This window comes from Pseudomonas chlororaphis subsp. piscium, assembly GCF_003850345.1.
Lineage (GTDB): Bacteria > Pseudomonadota > Gammaproteobacteria > Pseudomonadales > Pseudomonadaceae > Aquipseudomonas > Aquipseudomonas piscium.
Genome location: NZ_CP027707.1, coordinates 2,771,890 through 2,784,707, shown reverse-complemented (window position 1 = coordinate 2,784,707; position 12,818 = coordinate 2,771,890). Strand labels below are relative to the sequence as shown.

Here is a 12,818-nt window from a genome sequence, read left to right as displayed (position 1 = left end):
CCCTGAATACCGCTGATGGCCTCCCGGCCAGCCCCGCCTGGACCTGGTGGAGGCCCATGAAAAATGCCCGTCTCTCGCGATACGGGTATTTTTTCGGCTCAAGGAATCCGTCATCCCGCCTGATGCCGGCCGACAACAATGGCAAAATAGCCGCCGTCCATGCCCGAGATCGTCCCCATGCAAAGCATCACCGCCCTCACCGCCCGGGAAATCTGCCAGGTGCTCAGAGAGCTGGCCCTCGGCACCCGCACCCTGGGCCCATCGAGCCACCGCGTATTGACTGCGGACGATAGCTGGCAGGTGCGGCTCGACATCGACGGCTGGGCCCTGACCCTGGTCAGCCATGGCCAGAGCCTGAGCCACTGCGAGCAGTGCCTTTCGCCGGATGGCCGGGTCGAGACGCTCGACGCCTGGCAGCGCTACGGCACCGACCCGGTCAAACTCCTGAGCATCTGGGAACACCAGCAGTTGCAGCGCCTGCTGCAGGCGTTGTGAAGCCACGATTCCTGCACTGCACCCATCAATAGACCCACGCCAATCCCCCGCCCGTCCGCACAAGCAAGCAAAACCCATGTCGTTCATCGGGATAATCGGAATCGGCCATGGCGTTTTTCCCGGGCTTCTATACTCATTTTCGAAGAGGCGCGCACCAGCACTGCGGGCCTCATGAGCGCAGTTCCGCCGTGAACATGAAGTCGCCAGCGGCAAAGGATTGCGAGGGGTGTGGCGCCACAGGTGCCACCCGGCCTGATGCTGCAAGGGAGGTGCATTCATGAACACGACTCGACAGGATGTGGCAACACTCGGCTCCGGATGGAACAACAAGGTCTTGCTCAACTACGCGCTGGCCATGCGCGAACTGGACAAACTACCGATCACCAACCGCAACAGCTGGAAGTTTCTCGGCGCCATGCACGGCTTCGACCGGCAGTTGTGGGTTGAGGTGAATGTCCTGGGCGATGCCGATCCGGTTCCCAAGGACCTGACCAACTTTACCTACGGCAGCCAGTGCCAGCACGGCAGCTGGTACTTCCTGTCCTGGCACCGCGGTTACCTGGCGGCCTTCGAGGCAATTGTCGCGGCCAAGGTGAAGGAACTGACGGGCGACGACTGGGCGCTTCCGTACTGGAACTACCTCAACAACAAAAACCCGGAGGCGCGGCGGGCCCCGGAAGCATTCCTGGCGAACACCCTGCCTGACGGCAGCCCCAACCCGCTGAAGAAATACCCTCGCCGGCAGGGCTTTACCACGCTGCGGCCGAACTCCCTCGATGCCTTCAGCCTGGCGGCGATGCAGGAGAACGATTTCCAGGTCGGCAATGACGGCAGCATCGGCTTCGGTGGCGGGGTCACCGGCAATTTCGCCCAGTTCGCCCGCTGGACCGGCGACCTGGAGAACAACCCGCACAACACCGTGCATCGTCTGATCGGCGGTGGCGAAGGCTTCATGGCCGATCCCTACCTCGCCGCCCTGGACCCGATTTTCTGGTTGCACCATTGCAACGTCGACCGGCTCTGGGAGGCCTGGATGAACACCGCGGGCAAGACCATGGTCCGCGATCCGCGCTGGCTCGACGGTCCGGCCGACCGCCGTTTCATCATGCCGACGGTCGGTGGCAGTGACCCTGGCATGAAATTCACCGGCCGTGACACCTTGAAGGGTGGCAAATTGCACCCGAGTTATGCCGACTTGAGCATCGGCACGGGCGTGAAACCAGGAGTAGAGGCCGTGACACGGGTCAAGATGGGTGCGCCGGAACAACAGAACATCGAACCTATCGGTGCCAACCGTTCGGTGGTCACGGTCGGCGGCGCGCCGGTGCGCACCCAGGTCGACCTCGATCGCCAGGCCACCAGCACCGGCATCGCCGCGATGGGCGCCACCGACCTGGGCCAGCCGGTGACCCGGCTGTACCTGGCGCTGGAATCGGTGCGCGGCTCCGCGCCCTCGCCGCAGCTTGCGGTCTACATCAACCTGCCGAAAGACAGCGATCCGCAACAGCATCCCGAGTGCCATGCCGGCAGCCTGACGCTGTTCGGGCTGAACGTCGCCTCGCGCCCGGACGGTGGCCACGGCGGCCATGGGCTCGGCTATACCATCGACATCACCGACCTGGCCCAGCGCCTGACCGATGCTGGCGATTTCGATCCGGACTATCTGCGGGTGACCCTGGTCCCGGGCGAGCAGGTATCGGCGGATAAACCGGTGACCGTGGAGCGGATCAGCGTGCTCAAGCGCAGTGGTATCGTCAGCTGAGTAACGCCTCATGCAACCCGGACCGGTCTTGCTCAGCTTCACCCGGGCGCCCTGGCCGTTGCTGTTCGCAACGGCCGGGCTGGGCCTGGCCCTGTGTCTCTACACCACCGGGCACAGCACCCTTCCCGCCTTCTGCAGCGCTGTGGGTGGGCTGTCCATCGTCACCAGTTGGCCCACCGCGCTGAAAGCGGAGCTGGCCCTGAACCCGGCGCAGCACATGCTGGCCGACTGGGCCCTGATGCTGCTGGCGATGATGCCGCCCCTGCTGGCGATGCCGCTCATGCATGTCTGGCACTCCAGCCTGCCGCGCCGGCGCATCCGTGCGGCGCTCGTGTTCCTGCTCGGTTACACGGCCTTATGGATGGCCGCCGGACCGTTGCTGATGGTGCTCGCCTTGCTGCTGCAACTGAGCGTCGCCGGCGCGTCACTGACCACGGCCCTGCTGGCTGCCCTGCTGTGGAGCGCCAGCCCGTGGCAGCGCGCGGCGCTCAACCGTGGCCACCGCATGCGCCGGATCGGTCTGTTCGGCTGGGCCGCCGACCGCGATTGCCTGGTCTTCGGCGCAACCCACGGGGCCTTGTGCATCGCTTCGTGCTGGGCCTGGATGCTGGTGCCACTGCTGGGCGGGGCCTGGCACATTCCGCTGATGCTGGTGGCCGGGGCCATCATGCTGGTCGAACGCCTGGCACCGGGCGATCGGCCGCGCTGGCACTGGCCAGCGATGCTCCCTCGACTCGATCTCTGGCTCCTTATTACGCGCAAGGTGGCGCACTCCCATGACTAGACGGACCTGCCTGACGATCGGCGTGAGCACGCTGACGCCGCTGCCCAACCAGACACTGCGTTTCGCCTACCTCGACGGCGCCGTGCTCGCCGCCCGTTCGATCGGCGACTGGGCGTTGCGCTCGGGCTTCGGCGCCGACAACGTCAGGATCGTCGACGACGGCCCCATAGACGGCCAGGGCAATCCGGTCACCCGCGAGCGGGTGCAACAAGCGGTGGACGAGCTGTTCCCCTCGGGAGCGGAAGTGGTCGAGCAATTGATCCTGGCGTTTTGCGGCCATGGCCTGACCGACGCGAATATCGGCTCGATCTCCTGGCTGTTCAGCGATTCGCTGCGCCAGAAATACCGCGTCCTGGCCGACTCGTTCTACACCGAGCTGCTACTGCACGGCGTACAGCGCATCACCCTGATCACCGATGCCTGCCGCGAAGCGCCGAAGAGTCTCGACCTGACGCGACTGGATGCGGTGCGCGGGATCGTCGTGCAAGGCACGCAAGTGGAAAACCCCAAGTTCGATCGCCTGGCCGCCTGCCAGGACGGGCAGCTGGGTTACATGGTGTCCGAGCCGATGTCCGGCGCTCCGGGCAAATGCGTGTTCTCCGGGGTGATCGCCGATGCGCTGTGGGGCATCGAGCCGACCGCCATCAGCAATGGCCTGATCACCACCGCGACCCTCGGCATGTGCGTGCGCTCGCGCACCACCGAGCGGGCGAAAGAATATCGCCTCAAGCTCAATCCGCAGTGCCTGGTCGATCCGGAACCGGCCGTGCTCTACAACACCGCCAAGCCGTTGCCGGGCCCCGCCGGGTTGCAGCCCTGGCCAGCCGCGGGCAACGCCGCCACCATGGGCCCGTCCACGGCCGCCGGCCCGGTGGACTCCGCCGAGCATAACCTTGAGCGGGTACACAGCGACGCGGCCTTTCGCCAGCGCATGCTCGGCGCCGATTTCGGGCTCAAGCAGCATGACCTGGCGGTTCCCGCCGACCAGATGATCACCATTCCCGACTCCAGCAAGGAGCTGCTGCAGGACCTGGTGGTGCTCCGCCAGCAGAGCCCGCGTTTTCCCGAGAAGAAGCAAAAGGTCAAGGCGCTGGTCCAGCGCCTGGAGGCGGATGCCGCCGCCGATATGCGCAAGTCCGCGGCCACCGAGGTTCGCCGCCGGATGAAACAGATCGGCGACCCCGGCGAGGCCAACCTGATCGTCTACGGCGAGGGCGCGAAGCTTCTGTCCCGGGCCCCGATCGAGCGACTGGACAGCACCTCGCTGTTCGAGACGTTCCGCGCCACCAGCGATCCCCAGGGGATGCCGGTCCTGGTGGAGCTGGCCGATGGCAGCTTCACACCGGTGGTGCCTTATGCGGGTCAGTACGCCGTGGTGATGCCCAGCCCCCTCGGCGATATTTTCCAGGCCTATGGAATGCCCAAGGCCCCCGACAGATACCTGGCGATGCTCGGCGCGATCGACGATTTCGCCGCTGGCCGGCTACAGGCCGAAGACATCGACCAGTTCGCCGCCGGCGTGTGCCATAAAAAGCATGCCGACCCCATGCTGGGCGTGATCTGCGCCTACCTGTACCGCGCCGTTGCCGACTACGACAGCATCCGGCGCCTGGCGTATTTTTATGCCGCCCAGGGTCAGCCGGTGCCCTTCGACATTGCCTTGCTCGGGGCCATGCGGGTGACTCTCGAGCCAGACGGCACCCCACAGCTACAAATACCGGCCGTCAAGGCGCGCGCGCTCCGACCCAAGGCGGCCAAGGCCCCTGACTATATCCGGCGCGCGACACCCGCGGTGCAGGCCTGGATCGGTGGACGCTGCCCCTGGCTGGGATTGGGCTGGGACTATGTCAACGACCCGCGGCCGGAATGGGCCGCACTGGTCGAAGGGCTTGCCGAGCATGCCAAGGCGGTGCGGCACAGCGGATCCACGGTGCTGCCGGAAAAGGCTGCCCGCAAGCTGGCAAAAGCCTGGCGTCTGCGACCATCGGCCCGCGAAGACCTGACGCGACCCGCGGTAGCCCGCCAGGCGCCCGCCAAGGAAACGAACCGGCCCTCGCAGCGGTCTGAACAGTGATGGCATTGAGAATGGGGCAGCACCACAAAGCCCCGCCATTCACAATGGAGGTCTCATCATGAGCGCCCTGACAATCGAAGGCTGGTGCAAGTCCAGCGATGGGCAAAAATCCATGTCGCTGGGAGAGATCCATTTCTACGTCGATGGCCCCCTGCACCTGCGCCTGGAAGAAGCCGAGGAACGCCTGCAGAAAACCCATGAACAGGAGGCCATGGTCGACGTCAACATGGACACCATGGAGCTGATCATGCCCGAGGGGTACAGCCCCCTGTCCGACTGCCGGATGCGCGTCTACCTGCAGCACGGCCGCGGCCAGTTCCACCTGGTGGGGCATCGAGCCAGCGATGGCAGCCTGATCTATAGCAATGCGGTGTTGATCGACCAGCTGCTGTAGAGGCTGCCGCGCCGCCCGCTATCGGTGCTTCACCGAAGCAGGCGTGCGGCAGTAAGAATTCGCTGTCCCGATTCCCGCGGGAGGGCGTCGCTTGCAAGGCGAAGACCGCCATTAGCGCAGCGCCAGAGCCAGGCCGCGGCGCTCACCGGCTGAATCGGTTTCGAGCCTGCGCGTGCCCCTGACTTGCAACATCTTCCAGCCGTAGCACGTCTCTCACCGGGCATCCGTTCGACCGCCCACCATGCCGGGTACTTGGCAATTTCCCACTCCATACGTATATTCGGATATTCATATATTTAGACCAGCGACGCCCATTTCGCGCCCTGGCCCAGCCCCTCTGCCCGGAAGCCCCGATGAAAATCCTCTTCATGTGCACCGCCAACAGCTGCCGCAGCGTTCTTTCCGAAGCCCTGTTCAACCATCTGGCGCCGGCCGCTCATCAGGCGGTGAGTTCGGGCAGCTTCCCCAGCGGCACGCTCAACGCCCGCGCCCTGGCCACCCTGGAACAGGCCGGCGTCAGCACCGCAGGCCTGTACAGCAAAGGCTCGGAAGCCTTCGCCGACAGCCCGCCCGATATCGTCATCACCGTCTGCGACAAGGCCGGCGGCGAGCCCTGCCCGGTGTATTTCGGCCCGGCGCTGAAAAGCCATTGGGGGCTGGAAGATCCTTCGCAGGTCCAGGGCGATGAACAGGCGATCCAGGCCGCCTTCGAACAGACCGTGCAGAAGATCCGCCAACGCTTCGCCGCCTTCTTCGCCCTGGACCTCGACCACCTCTCGCCCACCGAGCTGAAAAACGCCCTCGACCGCATCGGAGCGCTGTGATGAACGACGACCACAAACCCAGCGAAGAACAGCTGTCCGCCCTCGATCTCGAACTGCTGCAAACCTTGGCGCCGGAGCATCTGGAGACCCCGGCAACAGCCGCGCACAAACCGCGCATCCTGCTGCTCTACGGCTCCACCCGCGAGCGCTCGTTCAGCCGCCTACTGACCCGGGAAGCGGCGCGCATTCTCGAATTCCTCGGCGCCGAAACCTATATCTTCGACCCCAGCGGCCTGCCGCTGCCGGACGATGCACCGGTGGATCACCCCAAGGTCCAGGAACTGCGCGAACGGGTGCTGTGGTCCGAGGGCCAGGTCTGGTGCTCGCCGGAACGCCACGGCGCCATGTCGGCGGTGTTCAAGGCGCAGATCGACTGGATCCCCCTGACCCTCGGCGCGGTACGCCCGACCCAGGGCAAGACCCTGGCGGTGATGCAGGTCTGCGGCGGCTCGCAGTCGTTCAACACGGTCAATCAGCTGCGTGTGCTGGGCCGCTGGATGCGCATGTTCACCATCCCCAACCAGTCCTCGGTGCCCAAGGCCTTCCTCGAGTTCGATGACAACGACCGAATGAAGGCCTCGCCCTACTACGACCGGGTGGTGGATGTGATGGAAGAACTGATGAAGTTCACCCTGCTCCTGCGCGGCCGCGCCGATCTGCTGGTGGACCGCTACTCGGAACGCAAGGAAAGCGCCGCGGCACTGTCCAGCCGGGTCAATCAGCGTTCGATCTGATATTGCAACCCCGGCACAGACTTTCACTTACTGAGGAACATACTGATCCTGTGTTCTGACAAACGCGTCGAATGCCTGGGAGTTGTAAACGTCCAGGCATCCATAAAACACCATCTTCTGATCAGAGTACTTACTCAAGGCCGAGGTCTTCTGGTAGGCATCCAGGATGAATTTTTCTGTTGCCGCATAAGGATCATGCAGCACCTCCTGCGTGTCTTCATTCTGCACGATCATGTGCATGCCCTTTCCCATGAAAGAGTAGGCACCAATGGCCAACGAGATATCCTCTTTGATTGCGGACGGCTCCTTGAACTGACTGTCGATGCAATTAGCCAGCCCGTAGTTCTTGAGCATTTCACGAGCCTTGGGTAGATCAGCAGCATTAACAGCAAAAGAGCACAGCAGACATAGGCAAAACGCCGCGAACCAACGCGTCATCCTTTCAACTCCCAAAAAGCTTGTTCCTCAAGCTTCACACAAGAATCCGCAAATCCAAATCCCGCACCACGAATTCCAGCGCAAGAGACCGAGTGCGGCGTCGGGCATTGCTGGTTAATCTCTGGCGACGCCCTTCGCCCAGGACTTGCCATGCCCGATCCGTTTCTTGAGGCCCGTGCCTTTCTGGCCGGGCTCGACCCCGACTGGGCTCGTCATGTCGAGGCAGTCGGCCCCTGCCTGCACCAGGCCAAGCCGGCCCGCGAACCCTGCGAGGCGCTGGTGCGGGCGATTGCCTATCAGCAGCTGCATGCCCGCGCCGGCGATGCGATTCTCGGGCGTTTTCTTGGGTTGTATGGCCCGGCGGCCTTCCCCTCCCCTGAGCAGATCCTTGCCACTGATTTCGAGCCATTGCGCGCCTGCGGTTTTTCCGCCGGCAAGATCGCCACTATTCGTGGCATCGCCGAGGCGACCCTGAGCGGTGTGGTGCCGGACTACGAGACGGCCCGGAGCATGGACGATGAGGCGCTGATCGAGCGCCTGACCAGCCTGCGCGGCATCGGTCGCTGGACCGTGGAGATGCTGCTGATCTACAGCCTGGAACGCCTGGACATCCTGCCCGCCGACGACTTTGGCGTGCGCGAAGGCTACCGCCGCCTGAAGGGCCTGGAGCGGCAGCCGACGCGCAAGCAGATGATCGAGATCGGCCAGGCCTTGCGCCCCTACCGCACGGTGGCGGCCTGGTATCTGTGGCGGGTGCCGGCGCGTTGATCGCCGGCAATCGAGCGTCGACCGGCTGCTCCTACGCAAGCGTGTCCATCTCGATTCCGCGCCACGCCCCTGTAGGAGCGAGGCTTGCCCGCGATGACGATCTCAAGAACAGCATCGCCCCAGAGGCCCTCATCGCCAGCAAGCTTGGCTCCTGCAGAGACCATGCACACCCCGTCAGCGCACCAGCGTTTCAGTTCATCCCCAGCCAGTTCGGCAGCGCCAGGGAAATGAACGGCACGTAGGTCACCAGGATCAGGAACGCCAGCAGGATCATCAGCCACGGCAAGGCCGCGCGGATGGTCTGGCCCAGGCTCAGGCCGGTCACCGCCGAGGTGACGAACAGGTTCAGGCCCACCGGTGGATGCACCAGGCCGATCTCCATATTGACCACCATGACAATCCCCAAGTGGATCGGGTCGATGCCCAGTTTCATGGCGATCGGGAAGAAGATCGGCGCCAGGATCAGCACGATGGCCGAAGGCTCCATAAAGCTGCCCGCCACCAGCAGCACCACGTTGACCATCAGCAGGAAGCCGATGGGCGACAGCCCGGCATCCATGACGAAGGTGGTGATCTGCTGCGGGATCTGCTCGGTGGTCAGCACATGGGCGAAGAGCATGGCGTTGGCGATGATGAACATCAGCATGATCGACAGCCGGCCCGACTCCACCAGCACTTTCGGGCAGTCGCGCAGGCGCATGTCCTTGTAGACGAACAGCGCGACGAAGGCCGAATACACCGCCGCCACCGCCGCCGCTTCGGTCGGGGTGAACAGGCCGCTGTAGATGCCGCCGAGGATGATCACCAGCAACAGCAGGCCCCAGAAGGCCCGGCGCGCGGTGCTCAGCCATTCGCGGAACGACACCCGCGGTTGCGCCGGCAGCTTCTTGATCCGCGCGACGATGTAGATCACCACCATCAGGATCACGCCCAGCAGCAGCCCCGGGACGACTCCGGCCATGAACAGCTTGCCCAGCGAGGTTTCGGTGGCCGCCGAGTACACCACCATTACGATCGACGGCGGGATCAGGATACCCAGGGTCCCGGCGTTGCAGATGATCCCGGCGCCGAACTCCCGTGGGTAACCGGAACGCACCATGCCGGCCACCGCAATCGAACCCACAGCAGCCACGGTTGCAGGCGACGAGCCGGACAGCGCGGCGAACAGCATGCACGCCAGCACCGCGGCAATCGCCAGGCCGCCGCGGATGTGCCCGACGCAGGCGTTGGCGAAATCGATCAGGCGTTGCGCCACGCCGCCGGTGGTCATGAAGGCCCCGGACAACAGGAAGAACGGGATCGCCAGCAGGGTGTAAGCCTCGGAGGTCTCGAACAGCTTGATCGCCAGGGAACTCAGGGAGTCCGGGCTGAACAGCAGGATCGACGTGGCGCCGGCGAGCCCCAGGGAAATGGCGATCGGCACGCCGAGGAACATGAAGACGAACAGCATCAGAAACAGGCAGAGAATGGCCATCAGTGCTGATCCTCGTGGTGACTGGCAAGCTTGCTGGCCTCGGCCGCCTCATCGGCCAGGCCCAGGTTGATCTGCCCGCGCATGAGGATGCGCCACATGATTTCCAGGTAGCGGATCAGCACCAGGGCAAAACCGAAGGGCACGATCATCGCGATATGCGACAGGTGAATGCCGAACTGGTCCAGATCCTCGGCTTCGATGCCGGCCTGGATCAGCGCCATCAGCCACTTGAAGCTGGCGACCATGAACAGCCCGGCGTAGACCATGCAGCACAGGCAGGCGATCACCGCCAGCAGGCGCTGGGCCGGGCGCGAGGCCAGCTTGACCAGCGCGTCCACCCCCAGGTGCCCGGCAGTGCGCACGCCGTAGGCAATGCCGAAAAAGATCAGCCAGCCAAACAGCATCTTGGTCAGCGCCACGCTCCAGACCATCTCCTGGGCCAGCTCCATGAGGAAGTCGCCGATCCCCAGGAACAGCGCGCTGCCCCCTTCCCAGGCATCGCCGATGGAGTAGAACAGCGGGTAGAGGTTGTTGAGCACCACGTAGACGAAAGTCACCAGCGTCATGGCCGCCAGCAGGAAGGCGATGAACGCCTCTTCAAAATGTTCCCAGAACCGCCTCAGCCTGTGCATTGAGGTTCTCCGCGAAAGTGCCAGTGGAGTGCAGCCCGATAACGGCTGCCGATGGGCCGCTGCGAGCGCAGCGGCCAGGGCGTGCTTACTGCGCCTGGTTGGCGGCTTCGGCGGCCTGGATCAGGTCGGCGCCGATATCGCCCTCGAACTTCTTCCACACCGGGCGCATGGCTTCGCGCCACTCGTTACGCTGCTCGGGAGTCAGAGCGACGATTTCGCTGGTCTTGGCGTCGATGATCTTCTGCCGGGAAGTCTGGTTCAGGGCTTCGGCCTGCTTGTTCACTTGCACCGAGACCTCGGCCATGATTTTTTCCAGCTCGCCGCGCACATCCGGCGGCAGGCCGGTCCAGAACTTGGCGTTGGTGATCACCATGTAGTCGATCAGGCCGTGGTCGGTCTCGGTGAAGTACTTCTGCACCTCGTGGACTTTCTGGCTTTCATAGTTCGACCAGGTGTTCTCGGTGCCATTGACCACGCCGGTCTGCAGGCCCTGGTAGACCTCGGCGAAGCTCATCTTGCGCGGGTTGGCGCGCACCGCCTTGAACTGTTCCTCCAGCACGCTGGAGGCCTGCACGCGGAACTTCAGGCCACGGGCGTCCTTGGGTTCCACCAGTTTCTTGTTGGCCGACAGCTGCTTGAGGCCGTTGTGCCAATAGGCCAGGCCGAGGATGCCCTTGTCCTGCATGGAGGTCAGCAGTTGCTTGCCCTCGGCCTGCTGGAAGCGGTCGACGGCGGCGAGGTTGTCGAAGAGGAATGGCAGGTCGTAGATCTGGATCTTCTTGGTGTACTGCTCGAACTTGGCCAGGGATGGCGCGAGCAACTGTACGTCGCCCAGCAGCAGCGCCTCCATTTCCTTGCCGTCACCGAACAGCGAGGAGTTCGGATACACCTCGACCTTGACCCGGCCCGGCAGGCGCTCCTCGGCCAGTTTCTTGAACAACAGGGCGCCCTGGCCCTTGGGGGTGTTTTCCGCCACCACGTGGGCGAACTTGATCACGATAGGGTCGGCGGCCTGCGCGAGACCGGCGCCCAGCAATGCGGCGGCACAGAACAACGCCCGAGAGAGCTTGAACATGGACTTCACCTTCTTATTGTTGTGGTTGATCGCAGAGTGCCTAAGGGCACGCGTATTGAGAATTTCGAATTTTTGATACCTGCGTTCACCTGCACCGAACGCCACAGCTTCTTCTGTAGGAGCGAGCGGGCGGCGATCCGACTTGCCCGCGATAGGCCCTCAAGGCCGATGCAAAGCTCAAGGACTTCATCGCCAGCAATCGAGCGTCGACCGGCTGCTCCTACAAAAGCCATGCAAGCCGGCGGACTTTTGTCATACGCACGCTTCTGTAGGAGCGCAGCTTGCGCGCGATGAACGATGACGCGGTGCGTCAGGTATTCCGTGGTGTGCTCTTCGCGGGCAATCGAGCGTCGACCGGCCGCTCCTACAGAAGCAGCCTGCACGATCCCTTGCCAGCCGCCAGGGCTGCCTAAGAGGCCAGCGCCAGCAAGCGCTGGGCCCGCAGCAGCACCGGCGCGTCGACCATCTGGCCGTCGATCTGGTAGGCGCCGGCGCCGTGGCTGCCAGCGTCCACCACCCGTTGCGCCCAGGCCAGGTCTTCGGCGCTGGGGGCCAGGGCCTGGTGGATCACCGGCACCTGTTTCGGGTGGATGCACAGGGCGCCGCCGAAGCCCATTTCGTAGGCGTGGCGGATAGAGGCGCGCAAACCTTGCGGATCGTCGATGGCCGGGTGCACGCCATCCAGCGGCGCGACCAACCCGGCGGCGCGCGAATGCAGGATCAGCGCCAGCCGCGCCTGGTCCAGGGCGAACTGCGCCGCCGCCGAACCGCTACTGAGGTTGAGGTCCAGCGCCAGGTCCAGGCCACCGAAAGACAGGCGCTGCACCGCGGGAGCCCGGGCGATTTCCGCCAAAGCCAAGAGCCCTCGGGCGCTTTCGATGATCGGCCAGATCTGCTTGCCGATGGCCGCCACGGTAGCCACCTGGGCGGCGCTTTCGACCTTGGGCAGCAGGATGCCGGCGACCCCGGCGTGGCCTTTGCAGAACGCCAGGTCGGCGGCATGTTCGGCATGCTCCGGAGCATTGACCCGCACCCACAACCTGACCTGGGGTTGGCTGTTGAGGAACTGGCCGAGGTTGTCCCGGGCCTGGCGCTTGAGCGGCTCTTCCACGGCGTCCTCGAAATCGACGATCACCGCATCGGCGCCGCTGGCCAGGGCCTTGCTAAAACGCTCGGGACGGCTGCCCGGCACGAACAAGGCAGAGCGGACAATAGGGTTGGACATGTTGAATTCCTTGTATGTGATGCGGGGCCGTTCCCGAACACCGGGACACGACAGATTTCCTCTTCTGTAGGAGCGAGCGGGCGGCGATCCGACTTGCCCGCGATAAGCCCGCAAATCCGATGCAAATCTCGAGGGCCTC

General features: G+C 64.3%; 13 protein-coding genes. 8 read left to right on the top strand and 5 right to left on the bottom strand.

Translation table 11 applies throughout. From position 1 onward, the window contains the following. The first annotated feature begins 177 nt into the window (after positions 1–177). The 7 genes from C4K38_RS13010 to arsH all read left to right on the top strand — a co-directional run bounded on the left by C4K38_RS13010 (position 178) and on the right by arsH (position 7,067). A complete protein-coding gene (locus C4K38_RS13010) occupies positions 178–495 on the top strand; it encodes a DUF7693 family protein (RefSeq protein WP_053278726.1) in 318 nt (105 codons plus the stop codon). Positions 496–772: 277 nt separating this feature from the next. Further along, entirely contained in the window at positions 773–2,257 is a 1,485-nt protein-coding gene (locus C4K38_RS13005; protein WP_053278725.1) for a tyrosinase family protein, read from the top strand. A gap of 10 nt (positions 2,258–2,267) precedes the next feature. Further along, the gene (locus tag C4K38_RS13000; RefSeq protein WP_053278724.1) at positions 2,268–3,041 is read left to right on the top strand and encodes a copper chaperone; all 774 of its coding nucleotides are present in this window, start codon (positions 2,268–2,270) and stop codon (positions 3,039–3,041) included. Continuing rightward, a complete protein-coding gene (locus tag C4K38_RS12995) occupies positions 3,034–5,115 on the top strand; it encodes a hypothetical protein (protein WP_053278723.1) in 2,082 nt (693 codons plus the stop codon). The genes C4K38_RS13000 and C4K38_RS12995 overlap by 8 nt, the downstream gene beginning before the upstream one ends. 58 nt (positions 5,116–5,173) lie before the next feature. After that, positions 5,174–5,509: a hypothetical protein gene (locus C4K38_RS12990; RefSeq protein WP_053278722.1), complete on the top strand. Its 336-nt coding sequence runs from the start codon at positions 5,174–5,176 to the stop codon at positions 5,507–5,509. A gap of 353 nt (positions 5,510–5,862) precedes the next feature. Further along, complete coding sequence (locus C4K38_RS12985) at positions 5,863–6,333, top strand: arsenate reductase ArsC (RefSeq protein WP_053278721.1); 471 nt, start codon at positions 5,863–5,865, stop codon at positions 6,331–6,333. Continuing rightward, positions 6,333–7,067 carry an arsenical resistance protein ArsH gene (gene arsH, locus C4K38_RS12980; protein ID WP_053278720.1) on the top strand — a complete coding sequence of 245 codons (735 nt, stop codon included), beginning with the start codon at positions 6,333–6,335 and terminating at the stop codon, positions 7,065–7,067. Before C4K38_RS12985 ends, arsH begins: the two co-directional genes overlap by 1 nt. Before the next feature lie 27 nt (positions 7,068–7,094). Here the strand turns inward: arsH and C4K38_RS12975 are convergent, their stop codons facing one another. Next, positions 7,095–7,505, bottom strand: a complete 411-nt coding sequence (locus C4K38_RS12975; protein WP_053278719.1) for a T6SS amidase immunity protein Tai4 family protein — start codon at positions 7,503–7,505, stop codon at positions 7,095–7,097. Between the two features lie 150 nt (positions 7,506–7,655). On the opposite strand from C4K38_RS12975, the gene C4K38_RS12970 reads away from it, so the two are divergent. Next, entirely contained in the window at positions 7,656–8,273 is a 618-nt protein-coding gene (locus C4K38_RS12970) for a DNA-3-methyladenine glycosylase family protein (protein ID WP_053278718.1), read from the top strand. 190 nt (positions 8,274–8,463) lie between these two features. On the opposite strand, the gene dctM is transcribed toward C4K38_RS12970, so the two are convergent. The 4 genes from dctM to C4K38_RS12950 all read right to left on the bottom strand — a co-directional run bounded on the left by dctM (position 8,464) and on the right by C4K38_RS12950 (position 12,679). Beyond that, the gene (gene dctM / locus C4K38_RS12965) at positions 8,464–9,747 is read right to left on the bottom strand and encodes a C4-dicarboxylate TRAP transporter large permease protein DctM (RefSeq protein ID WP_053278717.1); all 1,284 of its coding nucleotides are present in this window, start codon (positions 9,745–9,747) and stop codon (positions 8,464–8,466) included. Then, entirely contained in the window at positions 9,747–10,379 is a 633-nt protein-coding gene (locus C4K38_RS12960; RefSeq protein WP_053278716.1) for a TRAP transporter small permease, read from the bottom strand. Before C4K38_RS12960 ends, dctM begins: the two co-directional genes overlap by 1 nt. Positions 10,380–10,464: 85 nt before the next feature. After that, on the bottom strand, positions 10,465–11,454 hold the full coding sequence (gene dctP / locus C4K38_RS12955; RefSeq protein ID WP_053278715.1) for a C4-dicarboxylate TRAP substrate-binding protein DctP: 990 nt from the start codon (positions 11,452–11,454) through the stop codon (positions 10,465–10,467). A gap of 409 nt (positions 11,455–11,863) precedes the next feature. Continuing rightward, positions 11,864–12,679 (bottom strand): HpcH/HpaI aldolase/citrate lyase family protein, encoded by an 816-nt coding sequence (locus tag C4K38_RS12950; protein ID WP_053278714.1) that lies wholly within the window; start codon positions 12,677–12,679, stop codon positions 11,864–11,866. Positions 12,680–12,818: the final 139 nt, after the last annotated feature.

Bases quoted from the DNA above. Each gene is read 5' to 3' on its own strand.
- C4K38_RS13000 (WP_053278724.1), top strand. From the start codon at position 2,268: ATGCAACCCGGACCGGTCTTGCTCAGCTTCACCCGGGCGCCCTGGCCG.
- arsH (WP_053278720.1), top strand. From the start codon at position 6,333: ATGAACGACGACCACAAACCCAGCGAAGAACAGCTGTCCGCCCTCGAT.
- C4K38_RS12990 (WP_053278722.1), top strand. From the start codon at position 5,174: ATGAGCGCCCTGACAATCGAAGGCTGGTGCAAGTCCAGCGATGGGCAA.
- dctP (WP_053278715.1), bottom strand. From the start codon at position 11,454: ATGTTCAAGCTCTCTCGGGCGTTGTTCTGTGCCGCCGCATTGCTGGGC.
- C4K38_RS12985 (WP_053278721.1), top strand. From the start codon at position 5,863: ATGAAAATCCTCTTCATGTGCACCGCCAACAGCTGCCGCAGCGTTCTT.
- C4K38_RS13005 (WP_053278725.1), top strand. From the start codon at position 773: ATGAACACGACTCGACAGGATGTGGCAACACTCGGCTCCGGATGGAAC.
- C4K38_RS12960 (WP_053278716.1), bottom strand. From the start codon at position 10,379: ATGCACAGGCTGAGGCGGTTCTGGGAACATTTTGAAGAGGCGTTCATC.
- C4K38_RS12995 (WP_053278723.1), top strand. From the start codon at position 3,034: ATGACTAGACGGACCTGCCTGACGATCGGCGTGAGCACGCTGACGCCG.
- C4K38_RS12975 (WP_053278719.1), bottom strand. From the start codon at position 7,505: ATGACGCGTTGGTTCGCGGCGTTTTGCCTATGTCTGCTGTGCTCTTTT.
- dctM (WP_053278717.1), bottom strand. From the start codon at position 9,747: ATGGCCATTCTCTGCCTGTTTCTGATGCTGTTCGTCTTCATGTTCCTC.
- C4K38_RS12950 (WP_053278714.1), bottom strand. From the start codon at position 12,679: ATGTCCAACCCTATTGTCCGCTCTGCCTTGTTCGTGCCGGGCAGCCGT.
- C4K38_RS13010 (WP_053278726.1), top strand. From the start codon at position 178: ATGCAAAGCATCACCGCCCTCACCGCCCGGGAAATCTGCCAGGTGCTC.
- C4K38_RS12970 (WP_053278718.1), top strand. From the start codon at position 7,656: ATGCCCGATCCGTTTCTTGAGGCCCGTGCCTTTCTGGCCGGGCTCGAC.